This is a genomic window from Streptomyces sp. CCM_MD2014 (genome assembly GCF_000772045.1).
GTDB classification, from domain to species: Bacteria; Actinomycetota; Actinomycetes; order Streptomycetales; family Streptomycetaceae; genus Streptomyces; species Streptomyces salinarius.
Genome location: NZ_CP009754.1, coordinates 945083 through 968087, shown reverse-complemented (window position 1 = coordinate 968087; position 23005 = coordinate 945083). Strand labels below are relative to the sequence as shown.

The 23005-nt window shown below is 73.7% G+C and carries 17 protein-coding genes; 8 read left to right on the top strand and 9 right to left on the bottom strand.

Annotated features, from left to right (window positions below; translation table 11 throughout):
• Nucleotides 1-122: 122 nt before the first annotated feature.
• The 3 genes from NI25_RS04235 (at nt 123) to NI25_RS04225 (ending at nt 2700) form a co-directional block, all read left to right on the top strand.
• The gene (locus tag NI25_RS04235) at nt 123-1556 is read left to right on the top strand and encodes a S8/S53 family peptidase (protein WP_061441142.1); all 1434 of its coding nucleotides are present in this window, start codon (nt 123-125) and stop codon (nt 1554-1556) included.
• 71 nt (nt 1557-1627) lie between these two features.
• The gene (locus tag NI25_RS04230; protein WP_061446743.1) at nt 1628-2203 is read left to right on the top strand and encodes an RNA polymerase sigma factor; all 576 of its coding nucleotides are present in this window, start codon (nt 1628-1630) and stop codon (nt 2201-2203) included.
• The gene (locus NI25_RS04225; RefSeq protein WP_061441141.1) at nt 2200-2700 is read left to right on the top strand and encodes a hypothetical protein; all 501 of its coding nucleotides are present in this window, start codon (nt 2200-2202) and stop codon (nt 2698-2700) included. The genes NI25_RS04230 and NI25_RS04225 overlap by 4 nt, the downstream gene beginning before the upstream one ends.
• Before the next feature lie 23 nt (nt 2701-2723).
• On the opposite strand, the gene NI25_RS04220 is transcribed toward NI25_RS04225, so the two are convergent.
• Nucleotides 2724-3947 carry a cytochrome P450 gene (locus NI25_RS04220; RefSeq protein WP_061441140.1) on the bottom strand — a complete coding sequence of 408 codons (1224 nt, stop codon included), beginning with the start codon at nt 3945-3947 and terminating at the stop codon, nt 2724-2726.
• 83 nt (nt 3948-4030) lie between these two features.
• A complete protein-coding gene (locus tag NI25_RS04215; RefSeq protein ID WP_061441139.1) occupies nt 4031-4828 on the bottom strand; it encodes an N-formylglutamate amidohydrolase in 798 nt (265 codons plus the stop codon).
• A gap of 79 nt (nt 4829-4907) precedes the next feature.
• Between NI25_RS04215 and NI25_RS04210 the strand changes: the two genes are divergently transcribed.
• Nucleotides 4908-5249 (top strand): DUF5713 family protein, encoded by a 342-nt coding sequence (locus tag NI25_RS04210; protein ID WP_061441138.1) that lies wholly within the window; start codon nt 4908-4910, stop codon nt 5247-5249.
• A 66-nt stretch (nt 5250-5315) separates the two neighbouring features.
• On the opposite strand, the gene NI25_RS04205 is transcribed toward NI25_RS04210, so the two are convergent.
• The 4 genes from NI25_RS04205 to NI25_RS04190 form a co-directional block, all read right to left on the bottom strand.
• Entirely contained in the window at nt 5316-7535 is a 2220-nt protein-coding gene (locus tag NI25_RS04205) for an NADP-dependent isocitrate dehydrogenase (RefSeq protein WP_061441137.1), read from the bottom strand.
• 102 nt (nt 7536-7637) lie between these two features.
• Nucleotides 7638-8717: a mechanosensitive ion channel family protein gene (locus NI25_RS04200; protein WP_061441136.1), complete on the bottom strand. Its 1080-nt coding sequence runs from the start codon at nt 8715-8717 to the stop codon at nt 7638-7640.
• Between the two features lie 154 nt (nt 8718-8871).
• On the bottom strand, nt 8872-10386 hold the full coding sequence (locus NI25_RS04195; RefSeq protein WP_061441135.1) for an amino acid permease: 1515 nt from the start codon (nt 10384-10386) through the stop codon (nt 8872-8874).
• A 31-nt stretch (nt 10387-10417) separates the two neighbouring features.
• Complete coding sequence (locus tag NI25_RS04190; RefSeq protein ID WP_061441134.1) at nt 10418-11458, bottom strand: hypothetical protein; 1041 nt, start codon at nt 11456-11458, stop codon at nt 10418-10420.
• A 276-nt stretch (nt 11459-11734) separates the two neighbouring features.
• Between NI25_RS04190 and NI25_RS04185 the strand changes: the two genes are divergently transcribed.
• From NI25_RS04185 to NI25_RS04175, 3 genes are all read left to right on the top strand, one after another.
• The gene (locus NI25_RS04185) at nt 11735-13174 is read left to right on the top strand and encodes an FGGY family carbohydrate kinase (protein WP_061441133.1); all 1440 of its coding nucleotides are present in this window, start codon (nt 11735-11737) and stop codon (nt 13172-13174) included.
• 529 nt (nt 13175-13703) lie between these two features.
• Nucleotides 13704-15107: an FAD-dependent oxidoreductase gene (locus tag NI25_RS04180; RefSeq protein WP_061441132.1), complete on the top strand. Its 1404-nt coding sequence runs from the start codon at nt 13704-13706 to the stop codon at nt 15105-15107.
• Nucleotides 15104-16345, top strand: a complete 1242-nt coding sequence (locus tag NI25_RS04175; RefSeq protein ID WP_061441131.1) for an NAD(P)/FAD-dependent oxidoreductase — start codon at nt 15104-15106, stop codon at nt 16343-16345. The genes NI25_RS04180 and NI25_RS04175 overlap by 4 nt, the downstream gene beginning before the upstream one ends.
• A gap of 37 nt (nt 16346-16382) precedes the next feature.
• Here NI25_RS04175 and NI25_RS04170 read toward each other — a convergent pair whose 3' ends face one another.
• On the bottom strand, nt 16383-17282 hold the full coding sequence (locus NI25_RS04170; protein WP_061441130.1) for a lysylphosphatidylglycerol synthase transmembrane domain-containing protein: 900 nt from the start codon (nt 17280-17282) through the stop codon (nt 16383-16385).
• Nucleotides 17283-17477: 195 nt separating this feature from the next.
• Here NI25_RS04170 and NI25_RS04165 point away from each other — a divergent pair, with 195 nt between their 5' ends.
• Nucleotides 17478-19352, top strand: a complete 1875-nt coding sequence (locus NI25_RS04165) for an ABC transporter ATP-binding protein (RefSeq protein ID WP_107071617.1) — start codon at nt 17478-17480, stop codon at nt 19350-19352.
• 16 nt (nt 19353-19368) lie between these two features.
• Here NI25_RS04165 and NI25_RS04160 read toward each other — a convergent pair whose 3' ends face one another.
• Together NI25_RS04160 and NI25_RS04155 are read right to left on the bottom strand one after the other, a co-directional pair.
• Nucleotides 19369-21150 (bottom strand): ATP-binding SpoIIE family protein phosphatase, encoded by a 1782-nt coding sequence (locus NI25_RS04160; RefSeq protein ID WP_061441128.1) that lies wholly within the window; start codon nt 21148-21150, stop codon nt 19369-19371.
• 113 nt (nt 21151-21263) lie between these two features.
• Nucleotides 21264-22868, bottom strand: coding sequence for a glycoside hydrolase family 13 protein (locus tag NI25_RS04155; RefSeq protein ID WP_061441127.1), 1605 nt, complete (start codon nt 22866-22868; stop codon nt 21264-21266).
• Nucleotides 22869-23005: the final 137 nt, after the last annotated feature.

Genomic DNA, 23005 nt, shown 5'->3' with positions numbered 1-23005 from the left:
TCTGTATCAATCGGCCGCCCCGGGACTCTGATTGACGACCGCTGCCACCACCGTGGTCATGTTCCCGGTCACGACCGCGGCTCCGAACGCCGTCACCGCCACCGACCCAGTGGAGGACAAGCATGGCACCACAGCGTTTCCGCGAGCAGTTCGACCAGATCCAGCGCTCGATGCCGGACGTCCCGCTGGCGATGGGACCGGACGACTCCGCCGAGTTCTTCTACGAGAAGGGCGTCGTCCTCGCCCGCGACGGCGAGGAGGCCCGCCTCGTCGAGGACACCGTGCGCGACCACTTCACCACCATGTCCGGACTGACGCCCGACCACGTGCGCCGGGCGAGCCCCGAGACCAACCGCACCGGCATCACCCGCATCCAGGTCGCCGACCCGGGCCAGGGCGACGGCGTGGGCGATCCCACCGTCGCCCACGCCCTGCGCTCGCTCAGGACGATGGAGGGCCGCGCGGGACGCCGGCTGATCAGCCGCAACCACGTCGTGTCCATCGCCGTCAACGCCTGCCCCGGCGACGAACCCGTGCCCGTCCCGCTGAGCGAGCCGCCCAACCCTGCTCCCGACGGGACGCCGTACGACGCCGGGACCGCCGTCGGCGTCCTCGTCATCGACACCGGCCTCATGCACGACTACCGGTCCTACCCGCTGCTCGCCCACACCGAGGGCGACGCCCAGATCAGGGAGTGCGACGACGACGGCGTCCTGTGCCAGTACGTCGGGCACGGCACGTTCATCGCCGGGCTGGTCGCCGCCGTCGCGCCCAACACCGAGGTAACCGTCCGCAACACCCTCAACGACGCGGGCGCGATCCTGGAGTCCGAGCTGGGCGAGAAGCTCTTCGAGGCCGTCGACCGCAGCGGCTGGCCCGATGTCCTCAGCCTTTCCGCGGGCACCTCCAACGGCCGCACCGACGGCCTGCTCGGTGTGCACGCCTTCATGGAGGAACTCCGGGACCGGCGCACCCTGTTGGTCGCCGCCGCGGGCAACAACGCCAGTGCCACGCCCTTCTGGCCCGCCGCCTACGCCACCCTGCCCGGCTGGGAGGACTCGGTGCTGTCGATCGGGGCACTGCGCTCCGACGGCGAGTTCGGCGCCTGCTTCAGCAACCACGGCGGCTGGGTGCGCGCCTACGCCCCGGGTGAGCGCCTCATCGGCCCCCTGACCGGCTTCGCCTCACCCGTGCCGTACGTCTACCAGCACTCCACCTACGACGCCTGCCGGTTCGGTTTCGCCTACGCCTGCACCTGCCAGTCCCCCCGGCACAACGGGGTGCTGAGCGAGCCGGGCGAGGCGCCTGCCAAACCGGACCAGGTGATGTTCGAGGGGCACGCGCAGTGGAGCGGCACCTCCTTCGCCACCCCCGTGGTCGCGGGCCTGGTCGCCTCCCACATGACGGCGCACCGGGAGACCGACCCGCGGGCTGCCGGCCGGCAACTCCTCGCGGCCACCACCGAGTACGCGGAAGTGCGCGGGGCGCACGTACCGGCGCTGCTGCCGCCCACGTGGCACCCGGTTCCCGTCGACCCGTCGGCCGGCGGGTCGTGAACGGCCTGCTGCCGGTCGGAACCACCTGCTCCACGGCGTACGATGGCACGTCGTACACGAGGGGTGGGACCGTGGACCGTGCAGATGTCGGGGCGCTCGTCCAGTCGGCGGCCGACGGGGACGCGGCGGCCTGGAAGTCACTGGTGGACGGGCTCGGCCCGCTCGTGTGGTCCGTGGCACGCTCGCACGGGCTGTCCGACGCCGACGCCCACGAGGTGTACCAGACCGCCTGGTTCCGCTTCGCCCAGCACCTGGGGCGGATCCGCGAACCGGAGAAGACCGGCTCCTGGCTGGCCAGCACGGCACGGAACGAGTGCCTGAAGCTGCTGAAGGCGTCGAAGCGGTGGACGCCGACCGACGATCCGCAGCTGCTCGACCGGCCGAGCGAGGACCGTACGCCGGAGGAGTCCGTGCTCGACTCCGAGGAGGCCGCCGCGCAGACCGAGCGCGTACGGCTGCTGTGGCAGGAGTTCGAGGAACTGGGCGAGCGGTGCCGTCAGTTGCTGCGGGTGCTGATCTCCTCGCCACCGCCCAGTTATCAGGAGGTGTCCGCCGCGCTGGGGATCGCGGTGGGCAGCATCGGGCCGATGCGCCAGCGCTGTCTGCGCCGGCTGCGGACCCGGCTGGAGGCACGGGGGACGAAATGAGCGATCTGAACGACGAGTACGACGAGCGCGAGGCGTACGACGCACGAGACGAGCGCGACGGGGAGCTGCACGACGGTCTGCTGGAGGAGGAACTGCGGCAGGCCGCCGCGATCCTGGACCCGGTCCCGGCCGAGCTGCGGCGCGTCGCGGTCGACGCCTTCGCCCTGCACGACCTGGACGCCCGCGTCGCCGAGCTGACCTTCGACTCGCTGCTGGACGGCATCCCCGTCAGGGGGGTTGCGGACCCGCCGCGGATGCTGACCTTCAGCACGGACGGGCTGACCGTCGACGTCGAGGTGAGCGCGGACGGCCTGATCGGCCAGCTGCTGCCGCCGGGGCCGGCCGGCATCGAGGTGCTGAGCGGCCCGCGGGCCCACGCACGGCTGACGGCCGACGACATGGGCCGGTTCACCGGCGACGCCCCGCCCGCCGGACCGTTCGCGCTGCGGCTGCGGACCGGCGGGGAGGTGGTCGTCACGGAGTGGCTGCGGGCCTGAGCGCGCCCCGCCCGACGGCGGTGCTACCAGGTGCAGGGCAGCGTGCGCGGTCCCCTGATCATGGTCTTGCGGCGCCAGGCCACCTGGTCGGCGGGGACCGCGAGCCGCAGCCCCGGCAGCCGCTCCAGAAGCGTGCCGACCAGAAGCTCGGTCTGCATCCGGGCGAGCACGGCCCCCGTGCAGAAGTGGTGCCCGTTGCCGTACGCCAGGTGCGGGTTGGGATCGCGGTCCAGGTCGATGCGGTCGGGGTCGGGGAAGACGTCCGGATCGCGGTTGGCGGCCAGGTAGGACACGTACACCGGGTCACCGGCGGCGATGCGCACGCCGTGCACCTCGACGTCCTCCAGGGCGATGCGGGCCAGGCCCACCGAGGTGCGGTGCGAGATCCAGCGCAGCAGCTCGTCCAGCGCCGTGCCGCGTGCCTCGGGCCGCTCGCGCATCCGTGTCATCAGCTCGGGACGGGTCAGCAGCAGGTACAGCATCTGGCCGACGTTGTGGGTGACGGCCTCGCCGCCGATCTGCAGCGGCCCCGCCAGCCCGACGGCCTCCGTCTCACCGACCTCGCCGCGGCCCACGGCGGCACCCAGCATGGAGTACACGTCGTCGCCGTCGCTGTCCGCACGGGCGCGGACGGTCTCGGTGATCCACCCGTACAGGCCCTGCTTCGCCCGCTCGGCGGCCTCGGCGCCGCCGGAGGTGGAGATGATCTGCCGGGTCCAGGAGTGCACCCGCTCCCGGTCTGCGGCCGGCACACCCATCACCTCGCTGACGACGGCGATCGGGAAGGGTTCGAGGACCCGCTCGACCAGGTCCGCGGGCGGTCCCTCGGCGAGGATGCCGTCGACCAGACCGTCCAGGATCTCCTGCGCCCGGGGCCGCAGCCGCTTCGCCGTGCCCACGGTGAACGCTCCCGCGACCGCACGCCGCAGCCGGTTGTGGTCGGGCTGGTCGGCGAAGGCGAGCGAGCCGGGGCGGGGCTTGAAGTGCGGGGCGAGACGGGTGACCTGCCGTTTCGTCACTTCCGCCCGTCCGAAGCGCGGATCGTTCGTGATCGCCTTCACGTCGTCGTACCGCGTCGCCAGCCAGGCCCAGCCCTCGCCGTGCGGGAGCCGGACGCGGGTCAGCGGCCCCTCGCGCATCAGATCGGCGAGGACCGGGTCGAACTCCGGGCCGTCCAGGTCGAGGGCGGGCCAGTCCCGTACCGGGGGCGGCGACTGACCGGTGAGGGTGGTGGTCTCCTGCGTCATCCCCCCACCCTCACCGCGCCCCGCCCGGCTGTCGCGCGGGAGTGCTCCAGCCGGTGGTGGGCGGACCGGCGGGCGGGTACTCCTCAGCCCGACACGGCGTCGACGAGCGCCGCGAGCGACTCGGCGAGCCGGGACAGCCCGGGCCCGGCCGGACCGCCCGGCTCCGTCATGTAGGTGTCCCGACGGATCTCCACCATCAGCGCGTGGACCTCGGCACGCTTCCCGTAGAAGTCCAGGGGCACGTACGTCCCGCCGAACGGACTGTCCAGGCCGGTCTCCCCGCACGCGGCGAACGCCTCCCGGGCGGCGCCGAGCAGCCCGGACGGCGTGTGGAAGTCGTCGGTGCCCAGGCAGACCGGCGGGCGAGGACCCTCGCCGTGCAGTTCGTAGGGGAGCGGCTCGGCGGGATAGGAGTGCACGTCGACGATCACGGCCCGTCCGGTGACCGCGAGCCGGTCGGCGACCGCCTCGGTCATGGCCCGTGCGTACGGCCGGAAGTACCGCTCGATCAGCGGCTCGGGGTCGGTGCCGTCCGGACGCAGTACCTCACGGTGCGAGGTCCGCGTGTACACGGCGCCCATGCCGACGGCCGTCATCTCCTCCCGCTCGTCCGGGAACCGCTCCGGATCGACCACCAGCCGCGAGGCCCGGTTCACGAACCGCCACGGCGTGAGGCCGGCCAGTTCGGCGGCCCGCCCGGCGATCTCGGCCGTGTGCGAGTCGGTCATGTGGTCCAGCTCCCGCTCCAGCTCCGCGTCGGACAGGACGATGCCGGGCCGGACGTCCGCCGGGATGTCCCGGGACGAGTGCGGCACGTGCAGGAGCAGGGGGGAGTGCGGGGCACCCGGCAGCAGTTCGAAGGCGGGCGGGGCGTCGGTCACGGGGCGGCTCCGAGGGCGTTGTCAGTGGGGTGCGGCAGGATCAGGGGGACGGCAGCGGGCAGCGAGGACAGGGGGCTTCATGCCGATCACCAACCAGCGGGTGGCCGCACACCGGTTTCTGGCGGGACTGTACGAGGACGACTACTTCCCGGACCGGGTGGTGGACCGGGGCCGCGACATCCTGCTCCGGCTGTGCGCCCGCGTGGAGGCGGACCGGCCGGACGGCCTGACGGCGCTCTATGCGCTGACCCACGCGGCCACCGAGGAGTTCAACGAGCTGGAGGCGGCCTTCGAGGAGGCGGGCAGCGAGATCGAGACCACGGCCCGGGAGGAGATCGGCGAGGCCTTCTGGTTCGTCGCCGGGGCCTACGGTTTCGCGGACGCGGACCCGGAGGAGCTGATCGCGCCGCGGGAGTGGTGAAGCGGCGGCACCCCGCCTCCGAGGGACGGAGACGGGGTGCCGGGGTCCGTGCGGGCCCGGGGAGGATCAGGCGAGGGACGCCAGGGCCTCGTTCCAGGTGGCCGACGGGCGCATGACCTTGGCGGCCTTGGCCGGGTCGGGCTGGTAGTAGCCGCCGATCTCGGCCGGCTTGCCCTGGACGGCGTTCAGCTCCTCGACGATCTTCTGCTCGTTCGCGGTGAGCGTCTCGGCGAGCGGGGCGAAGGCCTTGGCCAGGTCCGCGTCGTCGGTCTGCCCGGCCAGCTCCTGCGCCCAGTACAGGGACAGGTAGAAGTGGCTGCCGCGGTTGTCGATGCCGCCGACGCGACGGGTCGGGGACTTGTCCTCGTTGAGGAAGGTCGCCGTGGCGCGGTCGAGGGTGTCGGCGAGGACCTTGGCCTTGCCGTTGCCGGTGGCCTCGGCGTACTGCTCCAGGGACGGCACCAGGGCGAAGAACTCGCCGAGGGAGTCCCAGCGCAGGTAGTCCTCCTTGACCAGCTGCTGCACGTGCTTCGGGGCCGAGCCGCCGGCGCCGGTCTCGAACAGGCCGCCGCCCGCCATCAGCGGGACGACCGACAGCATTTTGGCGCTGGTGCCCAGCTCCAGGATCGGGAACAGGTCGGTCAGGTAGTCGCGCAGCACGTTGCCGGTGACCGAGATGGTGTTCTCGCCGCGGCGGATGCGCTCCACCGACAGCTTGGTCGCCTCGACCGGGTCGAGGATCCGGATGTCCAGGCCCTCGGTGTCGTGCTCCGGCAGGTACGCCTTGACCTTGGCGATCAGGTTGGCGTCGTGGGCGCGGCCCTCGTCCAGCCAGAAGACGGCCGGGTCGCCGGTGGCGCGGGCGCGGGTGACGGCGAGCTTCACCCAGTCGCGGATCGGCGCGTCCTTGGTCTGGCAGGCGCGGAAGATGTCACCGGCGGAGACCGTCTGCTCCAGCACCGCGTTGCCCGCGGCGTCCACCAGGCGGACCGTGCCCGTGGTGGGGATCTCGAAGGTCTTGTCGTGGCTGCCGTACTCCTCGGCCTTCTGCGCCATGAGGCCGACGTTCGGAACCGAACCCATGGTGGAGGGGTCGTAGGCGCCGTTGGCGCGGCAGTCCTCGATGACGGCCTGGTACACGCCGGCGTAGGAGGAGTCCGGGATCACGGCGAGGGCGTCGTGCTCGCCGCCGTCCGCGCCCCACATGTGACCCGAGGTGCGGATCATGGCCGGCATGGAGGCGTCGATGATGACGTCCGAGGGCACGTGCAGGTTGGTGATGCCCTTGTCGGAGTCGACCATGGCCAGCTCCGGGCCCTCGGCCAGCTCGGCGTCGAAGGACGCCTTGATCTCGGCGCCCTCGGGCAGGGACTCCAGGCCCTTGTAGATGCCGCCCAGGCCGTCGTTCGGGGTGAGGCCGGCCTTGGCGAGGGTCTCGCCGTACTGGGCGAAGGTCTTCGGGAAGAAGGCGCGGACCACGTGGCCGAAGATGATCGGGTCGGAGACCTTCATCATCGTGGCCTTCAGGTGCACCGAGAACAGGACGCCCTCGGCCTTGGCGCGGGCGACCTGCGCGGTGAGGAACTCGCGCAGCGCGGCGACGCGCAGCACGGAGGCGTCGACGACCTCGTCCTTCTTCACCGGTACCGACTCGCGCAGCACCGTGGTGGTGCCGTCGTCGCCGACCAGCTCGATCCGCAGGGCGCCGTCCTCGGCGATCACCACGGACTTCTCCGTGGAACGGAAGTCGTTCTCGCCCATGGTCGCCACGTTGGTCTTGGACTCGCCGGTCCAGGCGCCCATGCGGTGCGGGTGGGTCTTGGCGTAGTTCTTCACCGACGCCGGGGCGCGGCGGTCGGAGTTGCCCTCGCGCAGGACCGGGTTGACCGCGGAGCCCTTGACCTTGTCGTAGCGGGCGCGGACGTCGCGCTCTTCGTCGGTCTTCGGGTCGTCCGGGTAGGCCGGCAGCGCGTAGCCCTGGCCCTGCAGCTCGGCGATGGCGGCCTTGAGCTGCGGGATGGACGCCGAGATGTTCGGCAGCTTGATGATGTTGGCGGCGGGCGTCTTGGCCAGCTCGCCGAGCTCCGCGAGGGCGTCCGGGATGCGCTGGTCCTCGGTGAGGTACTCCGGGAACAGGGCGATGATGCGGCCGGCCAGCGAGATGTCGCGGGTCTCGACCGCGACACCCGCCTGCGAGGCGTACGCCCGGACCACCGGCAGGAACGAATACGTCGCCAGGGCCGGGGCCTCGTCAGTGTGTGTATAGATGATGGTCGAGTCAGTCACCGGGTGCTCCGCTCCACGTCTGCAACATTGCTCGACATCAAGATATCTCGTGATCGACCCCGGCTCGACAGGGGTGGCCGGGAGATTCCGGCCACCTCCGGTTCAGCCGAGCGGGACGGACTCCTCGCCCGCCCGCTGCTGCGGCAGGACCACGGCACCCTGCTGGAGCGCCACCGTCCGCGCGGGCGACGGGATCCGGATGCCCTCCGCGCGGTAGCGCTTGTGCAGCCGCTTGATGAACTCGTGCTTGATCCGGTACTGGTCGCTGAACTCGCCCACGCCCAGGATCACGGTGAAGCCGATGCGCGAGTCGCCGAAGGTGTGGAAGCGGATCGCCGGCTCGTGGTCCGGCACCGCGCCGCCGACCTCGGTCATCACCTCGGCGATCACCTCGGTCGTCACCCGCTCCACGTGCTCCAGATCACTGTCGTAGGACACCCCGACCTGGACCAGGACCGTCAGCCGCTGCTCGGGACGCATGAAGTTGGTCATGTTCGACTTCGCGAGCTGGCCGTTCGGGATCACGACCAGGTTGTTGGACAGCTCGCGGACGGTGGTCTGACGCCAGTTGATGTCCTCCACGTAGCCCTCCTCGCCGCTGCTGAGCTGGATGTAGTCGCCCGGCTGCACGGTCTTCGAAGCGAGGATGTGGATGCCGGCGAAGAGGTTGGCCAGCGTGTCCTGGAGGGCCAGCGCGACCGCCAGACCGCCCACGCCGAGGGCGGTGAGCATCGGCGCGATGGAGACGCCCAGCGTCTGCAGCATCACCAGGAAGCCGATGGCCAGCACCAGGATCCGGGTGATGTTGACGAAGATCGTGGCCGACCCGGCGACCCCGGAGCGCGAGGTCGTCACCGTGCGTACCAGGCCGGCGACCACCCGTGCCGCCGTCACCGTCGCCACGAAGATCAGCAGCACCTGCAGCACCTGGTTGACGCTGTGCTGCACCGTCCGGGTCAGCGGCAGCGCCGCCGCGGCGCCGGCCACACCGCCCGCGACCGCCGCCCACGGTGCCACCGTGCGCAGCGCGGCCACGATGACGTCGTCGCCGCTCCAGCGGGTGCGGTCGGCGTGCCCCGCCAGCCAGCGCAGCAGCAGGCGCAGCAGGAACGCGCCCAGCAGGCCCGCGCCCAGCGCGATGCCTGCGGGCAGCAGATGGTCCACGGTCAGGTCCTCGGTCACCGGCCGCCTCCAACGGAATGACTACGGAATGCCCACGGGATGTCGGGGATGCGCGATCCGGGGGAACCGCAAGGCAGTTCGACCGGATCGCGGGCTCATCCTGCCGTATCCCGGGCGGTGCTCCGTACCGCGCCGAGGAGCGGAACGGGGCGTTTCAGACGATGCCCTCGGCGAGTTCCGCCTGCTCACGGTCGTCGCCGTAGGCCGCGGTCGTCGGAGTGCCGTACGACCGGCGGGCGACGAACCACCACACCGTGGCCAATACCAGTACGACGACGAGGGCGACCGCGGCGTAGTTCATCGTGTCGACGGTCACCGGGGACGACTGGGGGAGGCAGAACAGCACGGTGACCAACGCCACCCATACCACCGCCACCCACCCGACCGGCCTGCTCCACCGGCCCAGGTGCCACGGTCCCGGCGTGAACCGGTCGCCGGCCCGCAGCCGCAGCAGCACCGGGATCGCGTACGCCGGGGTGATGCCGATGACGTTGATGGCGGTCACCGCGCCGTACGCCGTCGCCGAGTACAGGGACGGCAGCGCCAGCAGACAGGCCACCGCCACCGAGAGCCACACCGCGGCCACCGGGGTCTGGGTGCGGGCGGAGACCCTGCGCCACAGCGACGACCCGGGCAGGGCGCCGTCCCGGCTGAACGCGAACACCATCCGGCTGGCGGCCGCCACCTCGGCGTTGCCGCAGAACAACTGCGCCACGATCACGACCAGGAGCAGCGCGCTCGCACCGTCCGTGCCCAGCCCGTCGAGGAGGATCTGCGCGGGCGGCACCCCGGTCGCGGTGTCGCGGGTCGCGTCGTAGTCCTGGATGGCGAAGGTCAGCCCGGCCAGCAGCACGAAACCCGCCAGCCACGACACCCAGATGGCCCGCACGATGCCGCGCGCCGCCGACACCGAGGCGTTCGAGGTCTCCTCGGAGAGGTGTGCGGAGGCGTCGTAGCCGGAGAAGGTGTACTGCGCGAGCAGCAGGCCGATCGCGGCCACGTACAGCGGGTTCTCCCAGCCGGTGTCGTTGACGAACTCCGTGAAGACGAAGGATGGCGACTGGTGGTGGTCCGGGACGATCACCAGCGCGCCGACGATCAGCGCGACACCGGCCAGGTGCCACCACACGCTGATCGAGTTGAGCACACTGACCAGTCGTACGCCGAAGAGGTTGAGCGTGGCGTGCAGCAGCAGGATCACGACGAAGATCAGCATCGTCTTCTCCGGCGTCGGCTCGAAGCCCCACTGGAGGTTCAGGAACGCGCCGGTGAACAGCGCCGCCCCGTAGTCGATCCCGGCGATCGCGCCGAGCAGCCCCAGCAGGTTCAGCCAGCCGGTGTACCAGCCCCAGCGCCGTCCGCCGAGCCGGTCGGCCATGTAGTACAGCGCACCGGACGTCGGATAGGCGCTGGTCACCTCAGCGAGCGCCATTCCGACGCACAGCACGAACAGACCGACGCCCGCCCAGCCCCACAGCATCACGGCGGGGCCGCCGGTGCCCAGGCCGAAGCCGTACAGGGTCATGCAGCCGGAGAGGATCGAGATCACCGAGAAACTGATCGCGAAGTTGCCGAAGCCGCCCATGCGGCGGGCCAGCACCGGACGGTAACCGAGTTCGCGCAGGCGGTGTTCCTCGTCGGTGGCGGACGGTTCGGAAGAGCGGGACATGGCAAACCTCCGGGGACGCAAGGGTGGGGGGTCAGGGATGCCGGCGGTCACGGTCGCGGGCGTGGCCGCGTCTCTCGCCGCGACCACGGCCGCCGGCGGCCGAGCGGCTGCGTGCACGGGCCTGGAGGAAGACCTCCACCGCCCGCCTCGCCGAACCGTCGCCCGGGGTCCGGCAGGCCCAGGGCAGCGGGGTCCAGTAGGGGCCGAGCGCGTCGAACACCTGGTTCGCCTCCCGGAACCTGAGGGCGCCCCACAGGGCGTGGGCCAGGTGGTTCAGGTCCGGCAGGGAGCGTTCGTCCCGCGGGCAGAGCGTGAACCAGGAGTCGAACGCCTGCCCCGCCTCACGGGTGGCGTCCTCCGCCACCCAGTGCAGATCCAGCGCCGCCGCCCGCGCGCTGGAGCGGCGGTAGCGCTCCACCCGTACGTACAGCGGCAGCATGTGCAGCGCCGAGCCCGGTGGCGCCGACCCCGCCGCCCAGTGCGCGAACCCGGCCGCCTGGGCCAGGCGTTCGGAGTCGCCGCGCGGATACAGGAACTGCAGCATGCGGTGGTGTGCCTCGCGGTTGTACGGGTCCCGCTTGCCGGCCTCGGCGAGCAGCCCCCACGGCCCCGGGGGCAGCATCGGCTCGGGCGGCGCCATCCGGTGCTCCTCCCAGCGCTGCCCCTCGTCCAGCCGGGCCAGCGCCAGCAGACACACCCACGGCACCGGGTCGTGGGGCGCGGCCCGCGTCGCCGCGTCGCAGGCGTGCCAGGCCTGCAGCCACAGCTCGCGCGTGCGCGGATGGCCCTCGCGGTGGGCCCGCAGCGCGCGCTCCACGACCACCCGGGTGTGCATCACCGTGGCGGCCACGCTGTGCGGCTCCTCCGCGAGCCAGGCCCGCACCACGTCCGTACCGGCCGCCGAGGCGGCCAGCACCTGGGTGCGCCGCGTCCACTGCGACCACGAACCGGTCTGCTCCAGCAGGATGCGCATCGACATCCAGCGCCCGGCCCGCACCTCCTGCAGGGCGGAGCGCAGCGCCGTGTCGTGGCCGGCGGGATCGTAGGCGGGCTGTGCTCCGTCTCTGGCCATCACCAGCCCGCCGTCGGAAGCGGAACGGGCCGGACGGCGGCATGGCGTGACAAACAGCCCTCCCCGGGGGCGGCGGTGCGATGGTCGAGCGGTCGGCGCACACTATAGAGGCGGAGGTTCCGCCTCTGTTCAGTTTTGACCGGGTGAGGCAAATCCGTTGCCACCAGGGAGAGCTGACTGGCAGTCAGTCGCACTTGACGCAGTGTGCTCGCGGGGGCAGGCTGGCGCGCAGTGATCGCCGAGACCGTCGGCGCCGGAGGAGCCGGGAGGTGCGCGATGCCGGACCCGGTGCTCGCCGTCGACCAGGGCACGTCCGGCACCAAGGCCCTGGTGATCTGCCCCGAACGCGGCGTGGTCGGCACCGGATTCGCCGAGGTCCGTCCCCGGTACCTGCCCGGCGGCCTGGTGGAGGTGGACCCGGAGGAGCTGTACGGCTCGGTGGTCGACGCCGGGCGTCAGGCGCTCGCCGACGCCGGCGAGCCGGCCGGCGCGCTCGGTCTGGCCAACCAGGGCGAGACGGTCCTCGCCTGGGACCCGGACACCGGCCGCCCGCTCACCGACGCGCTGGTCTGGCAGGACCGCCGGGCGGAACCTCTCTGCGGCGAACTCGGCGACCACGCGGACGAATTGCGAGACCTGACCGGTCTGCCGCTGGACCCGTACTTCGCCGCACCGAAGATGGCCTGGATCCGACGGCACCTCACCGGCGCCGGCCGGGTCACCACCTCCGACACCTGGCTGGTCCACCACCTCACCGGCGCCCATGTCACGGACGCCGCGACCGCCTCCCGCACCCAGCTCCTCGACCTCGACCGCACCGAGTGGTCACCGCGCGCCCTGGAGCTGTACGGGCTGACCGGCGAACGTCTCCCGCACATCGTGGACAACGCCGCCCACGTCGGTACCACCAAGGCCTTCGGACCCGAACTCCCGCTCACCGGGCTCGCCGTCGACCAGCAGGCCGCACTGCTCGCCCAGCGCGTCACCGAACCCGGCACCGCCAAGTGCACCTACGGCACCGGCGCGTTCCTCCTCGCCCACACCGGCGGCACACCACGCCGGGGCGCCTCGGGCCTCGCCGCCTGCGTCGCCTGGCGGCTCGGCGGACGCACCGACCACTGCCTGGACGGCCAGGTGTACACGGCCGCCTCCGCCGTACGCTGGCTCACCGACCTCGGCGTCATCACCGGCTCCGCCGACCTCGACCGCCTGGGCGCCGCCGTCCCCGACACCGGCGGCGTCACCTTCGTCCCGGCGCTGGCCGGGCTCGCCGCCCCCTGGTGGCGCGGGGACCTGCGCGGCTCGCTCACCGGTCTCGGCCTGGACACCACCCCGGGGCACCTGGTGCGCGCCCTGTGCGAGGGCCTCGCCGCCCAGGTCGCCGAACTCGCCGACGCCGCGGCGGCGGACCTCGACGGTCCGCTGACCGCCCTGCGGGCCGACGGCGGCCTCACCCGTTCCGCCCTCCTCATGCAGACCCAGGCCGACCTGCTGCAACGCCCGGTCGAGGTGTCCGCGCTGCCGGACGCAACCGCCCTCGGCGTCGGCGCGCTCGCCCGGCTCGGCGCGGACCCGTCCCTCACCCTCGCCGAGGCCCTTCCCGACACCGGACCCACCACCGTGTACGAGCCCCGCATCACCCCCGACGAGGCCGGCGAACGCCGCGCCCGCTTCCGCACGGCGGTCGCCGCCCTGCTCGCCGGGGGCGCGCCATGACGAGCGGCCCCCGCGGCGACCGCCGCCCCGCAACGACACGGCCCACACCTGCCGCACCGGGCACGCACACGCCCGACGAGCCCGTGCCCGGCCGGGCGAAGCGCTCGTCCCGGCCCGCACGGCAGCGGTCTGCCGATGCTTCGGTGCCCGCGCCACCGCTGCCGGCGGCACCGCGTGCCGGGAGGACCGCGGGGCGGTGCGTCACGGGCCGGCCGGGCGCCGGGCGGGCGCTCGGCGCGACGCCCTCGGGTACCGGGGCGTCGAGTCCGGTGGCGTCCGGCGCCGCGCGGGGTGACGGGCGGTCCCGGCTTGCCGTCGAACGGCCTGCCGCACCGTCTGCGGCGCCTGCGCCGGACGCCTGCGGATACCTGCCGGGGCGAGGGCCCGGGTGGACGGGCGCCGGTGCGCAGAGGGTCTCCGGGCGCGGTGGCACGGGGCGGTCACGGACCGGCCGGCTGCCGGGCACGCCGCTCCGCGGGACGGTGACGTGCCATGCCCCGGGCGGCGCGTCGCGCGCAGGGGGTTCCGCGTGACCGTCACCGTCTCGGGGCACCTGCCCGTCGAGCCGTACGACGTGGCGGTCGTCGGTGCCGGGGTCGTCGGGTGCGCGATCGCGCGGCGGCTCGCGCACCACCCGGGGCTGCGGATCGCCCTCGTCGAGGCGCAGGACGACGTCGGGCAGGGCACCTCCAAGGCCAACACCGCCATCCTGCACACCGGCTTCGACGCCGTGCCCGGCTCGCTGGAGGCCCGGCTCGTGCGCGAGGGCGCCCGCGAACTCGCCGCGTACGCGGCCGAGTCGGGCATCCCCGTCGAACGCGTCGGCGCCCTGCTCGTCGCCTGGGACGAGGAGCAGCTCGCGACCCTGCCCCGCCTGGCGGAGAAGGCCGTGCGCAACGAGTACCACGACACCCGCCTCCTCGGCCCCGCCGACCTCTACGCCCGCGAACCCCACCTCGGCCCCGGCGCGCTCGGCGCCCTGCACGTGCCCGGCGAGAGCATCATCTGCCCCTGGACGACGACCCTGGCGTACGCCGTCCAGGCGGTCCGCGCCGGAGCCGACCTGCACCTCGGCGCGCCGGTCACGCACGCCGGTCACACGGACGGCGTCCACCGGCTCGACACCCCGCGCGGACCGCTGCACGCCCGCCGGCTCGTCAACGCCGCCGGGCTGCACGCCGACACCCTCGACCGGAGCCTCGGTCACGACGACTTCACCGTCACCCCGCGCCGGGGTCAGCTCGTCGTCCACGACAAGTTCGCCCGCGCCCTCGTCCGCCACATCCTCCTGCCCGTCCCCACCGCCCTCGGCAAGGGCGTCCTGGTCGCCCCCACCGTCTACGGCAACGTCCTGCTCGGCCCCACCGCCGAAGACCTCGACGACAAGCACGCCACCGGCTCCACCGCCGAGGGACTGCGCAGGCTGCGGGAGCAGGGCCGCCGCATCCTCCCCGCCCTGCTGGAGGAGGAGGTCACCGCCGTCTACGCGGGCCTGCGCGCGGCCACCGGGCACGACGACTACCGGATCGCCGCCCACTCCGCTCAGGGCTACGTCACCGTCGGCGGCATCCGCTCCACCGGCCTCACCGCCTCCCTCGCCATCGCCGAGCACGTCACCGGCCTGCTCGCGGACACCGGTCTCGCCCTCGGCCCCCGGCGCCCGCCGGAGCCGGTCCGCATGCCCAACCTCGGCGAAGCCCTTCCCCGCCCCCACCAGCAACCGGACGTCGTCGCCGCCGACCCCGAGTACGGGATCCTGGTCTGCCACTGCGAACGCGTCTCCCGCGGCGAGATCCGCGACGCCCTCGCCGGCCCGATCCCGCCCCGCTCGCTCGACGGGCTGCGCCGCCGCACCCGGGCCCGCGCCGGCCGCTGCCAGGGCTTCTCCTGCGGCGCGGCGGTACGGGCGTTGTTCGAGGAGGCGCAGCGGTGACGAGCCGGCGGGTCGACGTCCTGGTGGTGGGGGCCGGCCCCGCCGGACTCACGGCAGCGTCCCTGCTCGCGACGGCCGGCGCCCGCGTCGAGGTCCTGGAGCGCGAGCAGTCGCCCGGCGGAGTGCCCAGGCACTGCGCGCACCGGGGCTTCGGCACCTGGCCGCACGCGCTGACCGGCCCGGACCACGCCCGCATCCTCGCCGCGTCGGCCGAGCACGCCGGAGCCGACGTGCGCACCGGCGTCACCGCCCTCGACTGGGCCGGCCCGCGCGCCCTCACCACCGTCGGCCCCCAGGGCGCCGAGACCGTGACCGCCCGCGCCGTCGTCCTGGCCACCGGCGCCCGCGAACGCCCCCGCGCCGCCCGCCTCGTACCCGGCACCCGGCCCGCCGGCGTCTACACCACCGGCGAACTCCAGCAGGCGGTCCACCTGTACGGGCAGCACATCGGCACCCGTGCGGTGATCGTCGGCGCCGAGGCCGTCTCCCACGCCGCCGCCGGCACCGTACGGGCCGCCGGAGCCGAGGTCGTCGCACTCGTCACGGAGCCGGCCCGGGCCCCCGCGGCCCCCGCGCGGACCCTCGACGCCCGGCTGCGGCACCGCACCCCCGTGCTCACCGGCACCACCGTCACCGAACTCCTCGGCCACGGCCGCCTGTCGGGCGTACGCGTACGCCACCGCGACGGCCGTACGGCCATACTGCCCTGCGACACCGTCGTGTTCACCGGCGACTTCGTCCCCGACCACGAACTCGCCCGGCGCGGCGGGCTGACCCTGGACCCCGGCACCCGCGGGCCCGCCGTGGACGGCGCCCTGCGCACCTCGCGGCCCGGCGTCTTCGCAGTCGGCAGCGTGCTGCACGCCGCCGAGAGCGCGGCCACGGCGGCCCGCGAGGGCGCGCACGCCGCGACCGCCGTACGCGACTGGCTCACGGACGGCACGGCACCCGGCGCGGAGGGCCTGCACTGGCCCACCGGCGTCCCTCTCGTCGCCGACCCGCCCCTGCGCCGCATCGCCCCGAACCGCGTCACCCCGGGCGACCGCTTCCCGTACCTCCTGCGCACGGCGCTCCCCCTGCCCCGCCCCGTCCTGCACGTCACCCAGGACGGCCGCCCCCTGCACCGCGAGCGGTTCCCCCTCACCACGGCCGTCCCGCACCGCCCGCTGACGCTGACGGCGCGCTGGACGCACCGGGTCGATCCCGCCGGCGGCCCGGTGCACGTCACCGTCGCCTGACGTGCCCGCCTCCCGGCACCCAGGCCGCCTCAGGCCCTCAGATCACCCGCATCCGCACCAGCGCCGCCAGCGTCAGCGCACCGGGCAGCAGCGGCAGCCACACCGTCAGCAGCCGGAACGCCAGTACCACCGCGGTGGCCACGGCCGCCGGGCCGCCCGCCGCCACCAGTGCCACGACCAGCGCCGCCTCGACGGAGCCGATGCCGCCGGGCGTGGGCACCAGCGCCACCGCCACCGTCGCCGCCAGATACGCCACCGCCATGTGCCCGGCCGGCACCTCGAGACCCAGCGCCCGCCCCACCAGCACCAGCACCGACGCCTGCAGCGCGGGGAAGGCCAGCGCGCCGCCCCACAGCGCCAGTGCCCGCGCCGGACGGGCGTGCACCGACCGGGCCTCGCCCAGGGCCGTCCGCAGGAAGGAGGCCAGCGCCCCGCGCAGCCGCGGCAGCAGCGCCAGTGCCACCGCCGCCGCCACCGGGACGGCGCCCGCGACGGTCAGCAGCGGTCCCACGGCCGCATCGGGCAGCAGCGCCCCGAGCCGCAGCGCGCCGGGGAACGCGATCAGCAGCGCGCCGAGCAGGGCGAGGCGGCCGACGCTCTCCGCCAGCAGATACAGGGCGAGGGCGGCCGAGGAACGGGCGAGCGGCAGCCCGCACACGGTCATGAAGCGCAGGTTCACCGCGCTCGCGCCCAGCCCGGTCGGCAGCAGGTGGTTGGCCGCGCCCGCCGCGAACTGCGTGGCCAGCAGCCGCCTCCGGGGCAGCCGCTCCACCACCGCGCCCTGCCGGGTGCAGGCGGCGGCCACCCAGGTCAGACAGGTCGCCCCGGCGGCGGCCAGCAGCCAGGGCCAGCGGGCCGTGGCGAGATGGCCGAACCCCTCGGCCAGCACGGACCGGTGCCGCACGGCCACCACGCCCACCAGGAGCAGCGGAAGCACACACAGCACCCGGCGGACCGGGACGCGGTGCAGGAGTGGCTTCTCGGAGACTCGAACCGCTGTCGTCACACCACAAGACATTCCCCCAGCAGCGCCAACTACGGATGGCCGACGCGCGGACAAGGACTTACGGACCGGGGGAGGTGTCTCCTTGACCTCAAGGTCGGTCGAGGTTCTACGGTCACCCGCATGAGTATGGAGACCACGGCGTGGACCCAGCTGTACAGCGTCATGCACGCCAAAGACGAGCGCCGCCCCTTCGCCCGCGCCACGCTGCGCCGCATCGGCGCGTTCGCCCGCCCGCACCGCCGCCGCATCGTCCGGTTCCTGCTGCTCGGGGTGGCGACCGCACTCCTCGCCGTCGCCACCCCCGTGCTCGCCGGAAAGGTCGTCGACGCGATCGTGTCGGACGGCGACGAAGGCACCGTGGTGCGCCTCGCCCTGCTCATCGCGCTCATCGCCGTCGCCGAGGCGGTGCTCGGCATCCTCTCCCGCAGGCTCTCGGCGACGCTCGGGGAGGGACTCATCCTCGATCTGCGCACGGCCGTGTTCGATCATGTGCAGCGCATGCCGGTCGCGTTCTTCACACGCACTCGTACGGGAGCGCTCGTCTCCCGTCTCAACAACGACGTCATCGGCGCCCAACGCGCCTTCAGCAACACCCTGTCCGGCGTCGTCAGCAACGTGGTCACCCTGCTGCTCACCCTCGCCGTCATGCTGACCCTGTCCTGGCAGATCACCCTGCTCGCGCTGGTACTGCTCCCGGTGTTCGTGCTCCCGGCCCGGCGCATGGGCCGCCGCATGGCGCGAATGCAGCGCGAGGCCGCCGCGCTCAACGCCGCCATGGGCACCCGTATGACCGAGCGCTTCTCGGCGCCCGGCGCCACCCTGATCAAGCTGTTCGGCCGCCCGGAGGAGGAGTCGGCCGAGTTCGCCGACCGTGCCCGCCGGGTCGCCGACATCGGGGTGCGCACCGCCACCGCCCAGGCCGCCTTCATCACCGCACTCACCCTGGTCTCCGCGCTCGCCCTCGCCCTCGTCTACGGCCTCGGCGGCTTCTTCGCCCTGCGCGGCACCCTGGACCCGGGCGCCGTCGTGGCCCTGGCCCTGCTGCTGACCCGGCTGTACGCGCCGCTGACCGCGCTCGCCGGGGCCCGGGTGGAGGTCATGAGCGCCCTCGTCAGCTTCGAGCGGGTCTTCGAGGTCCTCGACCTGGCCCCGCTCATCGACGAGAAGCCCGACGCCCGCCCGGTCCCCGACGGCCCGGTCGCCGTCGAGTTCGAGGACGTCCGCTTCGGCTACCCGTCCGCCGACAAGGTCTCCCTGGCCTCCCTCGAAGAGGTCGCCACCCTGGACACCCGCGGCGGCGAAGAGGTCCTGCACGGCCTCTCCTTTCGCGCCGAACCCGGCCAGACCATCGCGCTCGTCGGCTCGTCCGGCGCCGGCAAGTCCACCATCGCCCAGCTCCTGCCGCGCCTGTACGACACCGACGCGGGCACCGTCCGCGTCGGCGGCGTCGACGTGCGCGAACTGAGCGCCCGGTCGCTGCGCGACACCGTCGGCATGGTCACCCAGGACGGCCACCTCTTCCACGACACCGTCCGGGCCAACCTGCTGCTCGCCCGGCCGGGCGCCGGGGAGGACGAGTTGTGGGAGGCGCTGCGCCGCGCCCGCCTGGCCGACCTCGTACGGTCCCTGCCGGACGGGCTGGACACCGTGGTCGGCGAGCGCGGCTACCGGCTCTCCGGCGGCGAACGCCAGCGCATGACCATCGCCCGGCTGCTGCTGGCCCGCCAGCGCGTCGTCATCCTCGACGAGGCCACCGCCCACCTCGACAACACCTCCGAGGCGGCCGTCCAGGAGGCCCTCACCGAGGCCCTGCAGGGCAGGACGGCCGTCGTCATCGCGCACCGGCTGTCCACCGTCAGGGCGGCCGACCGGATCCTGGTCGTCGAGGCCGGCCGCATCGTGGAGAGCGGCACCCACGAGGAACTCCTCGCGGCCGGCGGCCGCTACGCCCAACTGCACCGCACCCAGTTCGAACGTCCGGCCCTGGAGAAGGCCGCATAGGCGGTCCGCGGAAGCGCTACTGCGGGCCGGACGCCCCGGCCCGCACCGGCAGGTCCTGCTCCGCCCACACGACCTTCCCGCCGGGCGTGCGGCACGAGCCCCAGCGCCGGCACATCATGTTGATCAGCTGCAGACCGCGCCCGCTCTCGTCGCTCACGTCCGCGTGCTGGATCTGCGGCAGGTCGGGACCCGAGTCCGAGACCTCCACGGACAGCCGCTCGTGCCGCAGCAGCCGCAGCTCCCCGGGGGCGTTGCCGTACCGCAGGGCATTGCCGACCAGCTCGCTCACCACCAGCTCCGTGGTGTCGACGAGTTCCTCCAGGCCCCACCGCTCCAACTGCTCGCGCACCGCCGTACGGGCCTGTCCGGCGGCCTTGCCGTCCGGCGGCAGCGCCCGTACGTACACGTCGCAGTCCGCAGCGAGCGGCCGGACGAAGGCGGCCAGCACGATCGCGTCGTCCGACCGGTCCCCGCCGACCCGTTCGGCCACCGCCCGGCACTCGGTCCCGTCCTCGGGCACCCCGCCGCCGACCGCCTCGCGCAGCCGCTCCAGCTGGGTCCCCAGGTCGGCCGTGCGCGACCTGACCAGCCCGTCCGTGTACAGCGTCAGCCGGCTCCGCTCGGGCACCTGCCGCTCGACCTGGTCGTACGGGATCACCCCCGTCCCCAGCGGCGCCCCCGCGGGTACCTCCAGGAACGAGACGGCACCGTCGGGCCCGGTCAGCAGCGGGGGCGGATGCCCGGCGCTGGCGATGCGGAAGGTGCTGCCGTACGGGTCGTAGACCGCGCACAGACACGTGGCGACCTGGTCCTCCTCCAGATCCCGGGCGGCCAGGTCGAGCCGGGCCAGCAGCCGCTCGGGCGCGATGTCCAGCGCCATCAGGGTCCGGGCCACCGTGCGCAGCCGCCCCATGGTCGCGGCGGCCGCCAGGCCGCGCCCCATCACGTCGCCCACCATCAGCGCCGTACGGCCGCTGGGCAGCGCGACCACGTCGAACCAGTCGCCGCCCACGGCGGCCGGATCGGCGGCCGGGTCGTAGCACGAGGACACGTCCAGGCCCGGGGTGCTCGGGCTGGAGCGGGGGAGCAGCGCGCGCTGGAGGGTGACCACATGGTCGCGCTCGCGCCCGTAGAGCCGTGCGTTGTCGATGTACACGGCGGCCTTGGAAGCCAGCTCCATCGCCAGCGCCACGTCGGTCCGGTTGAACGGCGCCCGGTGGCCGGCCCGGACGAAGTCGGCGAGCCCCAGCAGCACCCCGCGCGCGATCAGGGGCACCGCCAGGTAGGAATGGACACCCGCCCGGCGCATGATGTCCGACGACTCGCGCGAGGGGGCGATCACCGCGAAGTCCGCCCGCGTCATCCGGGACACCAGCACCGGCCGGCGGGTGGTGAGGCACCGCTGCCCCAGGCGGTCGGCGGTGTGCACCGACAGCTCGCCCACGGGATCGGGCGCCAGGTTCAGGCCCTCGACCTCCGACACCGCCATGGCCCTGAGCCGGGGCGCCTCCCCTCCGCCGGCCCGCTCGCCGTCCTGGAACCGCAGCACCGAGTCGAGGAGGTCCACCGCGGCGCCGTCGGCCAGCTCCGGCACGGTGAAGCCGGCCAGCTCCTCCGCCGTGCGCCGTACGTCGAGCGTCGTGCCGATACTCAGGTCCGCCGCGTTCAGCCAGGCCAGCCGCCTGCGTGCGCCCAGTGCCTCCGACACCGACCGCAGCGCGCCCCGCGCCGCCCGGTGTCCGCTCACGAGGGGATTCGGAGGGCGGCGCAGCCCGCCCAGCCACGGTCGTTCCCGCACGCGTCCGCCTCCTCCCACGGCCTCCTGTCCCGATTCTGCCCTGCCACGGGACGACCGGCGACGGCGGCACCCCTGTCCGCGTCCACACGGGCAGGGGCGCCCCTCGGGACGGCTCAGGCGCGCAGCCACACCGCCGTGTCCGCCGGCAGCCGGCCGGAGTCGTCCAGGGGCCCGCTGACCAGCAGCACATCCCGGTGCCCGGGCAGTTCGACCGGCGCGGCGGACAGGTTGACGACGCACACGGTGCCGCCCGCGCGCCGGAAGGCGAGGACGCCGTCCGGCGCCGGCAGCCAGTCCAGCGGGCCGTCGCCGAACCCCTCGGTGGAGCGCCGCAGGCGCAGGGCCTCGCGGTACAGCGACAGCATCGAGCCGGGGTCCGCGCTCTGGCGGTCCGCCGCGTACGCCGACCAGCCCTCCGGTTGCGGCAGCCAGGGCTCGGTCTCCGAGCCGAACCCGCAGTACGGTGCGTCGGCCTCCCAGGGGAGGGGGACGCGGCAGCCGTCCCGCCCCGGGTCGACGCCCCCGGAACGGAAGTGCATCGGGTCCTGGATCCGATCGAGGGGGATGTCGGCCTCGGGCAGGCCCAGTTCCTCCCCCTGGTACAGGTAGACGGAGCCGGGCAGGGCCAGCGTCAGCAGCGCGGCGGCCCGCGCGCGCCGGGTGCCCAGGGCCAGGTCGGTCGGGGTGCCGAAGGCCTTCTTCGCGAAGTCGAAGCCGGTGTCCTCGCGGCCGTACCGGGTCACGGTGCGCGTCACGTCGTGGTTGCAGAGCACCCAGGTGGCCGGGGCGCCGACGGGGGCGTGTTCGGCCAGCGTGTCGTCGATGGTGCGGCGCAGCCGGTCCGCCTCCCAGGGGCAGGACAGGAAGTTGAAGTTGAAGGCGGTGTGCAGCTCGTCGGGGCGCAGGTAGCGGGCGAAGCGCTCGGCGTCGGGCAGCCACACCTCGCCGACGAAGACGCCCCCGTACTCGTCGGCGACCTTGCGCCAGGAGCGGTAGATGTCGTGCAGCTCGTCCTGGTCGATGTACGGGTGCGGGTCGACGCCCTCCACGAAGTCCGCGAGCGCCGGGTCCTTCGCGAGCAGGGCCGCGGAGTCGATGCGTACGCCCGCCACCCCGCGCTCGAACCAGAAGCGCAGGACCTCCTCGTGCTCCCGGCGGACCTCGGGATGGGCCCAGTTCAGGTCGGGCTGCTCCGGGGTGAACAGGTGCAGGTACCACTCGCCGTCCGGGACCCGGGTCCAGGTGCGGCCGGAGAACTGCGAGGGCCAGTCGTTGGGCGGCAGCTCCCCGTGGGCACCGCGGCCGGGACGGAAGTGGAACCGCTCCCGCTCCGGGCTGCCCGGACCGGCCTCCAGCGCCGCCCGGAACCAGGCGTGCTGGTCGGACACGTGGTTGGGGACGATGTCCACGATGGTGCGGATGCCTAGCTCCCGGGCCTCGGCGATCAGCTTCTCGGCCTCGCCCAGGGTGCCGAAGGCCGGGTCGATGGTGCGGTAGTCGGCGACGTCGTAGCCGCCGTCGACGAGCGGTGAGACGTACCAGGGGGTGAACCAGACGGCGTCCACGCCGAGTTCGGCGAGGTGGGGCAGTCTCGCCCTCACGCCCGCGAGGTCACCGGTGCCGTCGCCGTCGCCGTCGGCGAAACTGCGGGGGTACACCTGGTAGATGACGGCGTCGCGCCACCAGTCGTCGGTGCGGTGCGAGTTGGGGGCTGCCACGTGACGGTCCTTTCGGGCAGGGTGGATCTTCGCCGCCGGCCCGGACAGAGCGGGGCGTCGGACGGGCCGGCGGCGAAGGTTGACGGGACGTGCTGCCGGGAGGCGGGGGAGCGGGAGGGGGCGAGGAGCGCCTCGGC

Bases quoted from the DNA above. Each gene is read 5' to 3' on its own strand.
- NI25_RS04235 (WP_061441142.1), top strand. From the start codon at position 123: ATGGCACCACAGCGTTTCCGCGAGCAGTTCGACCAGATCCAGCGCTCG.
- NI25_RS04225 (WP_061441141.1), top strand. From the start codon at position 2,200: ATGAGCGATCTGAACGACGAGTACGACGAGCGCGAGGCGTACGACGCA.
- NI25_RS04220 (WP_061441140.1), bottom strand. From the start codon at position 3,947: ATGACGCAGGAGACCACCACCCTCACCGGTCAGTCGCCGCCCCCGGTA.
- NI25_RS04210 (WP_061441138.1), top strand. From the start codon at position 4,908: ATGCCGATCACCAACCAGCGGGTGGCCGCACACCGGTTTCTGGCGGGA.
- NI25_RS04195 (WP_061441135.1), bottom strand. From the start codon at position 10,386: ATGTCCCGCTCTTCCGAACCGTCCGCCACCGACGAGGAACACCGCCTG.
- NI25_RS04190 (WP_061441134.1), bottom strand. From the start codon at position 11,458: ATGGCCAGAGACGGAGCACAGCCCGCCTACGATCCCGCCGGCCACGAC.
- NI25_RS04185 (WP_061441133.1), top strand. From the start codon at position 11,735: ATGCCGGACCCGGTGCTCGCCGTCGACCAGGGCACGTCCGGCACCAAG.
- NI25_RS04165 (WP_107071617.1), top strand. From the start codon at position 17,478: ATGGAGACCACGGCGTGGACCCAGCTGTACAGCGTCATGCACGCCAAA.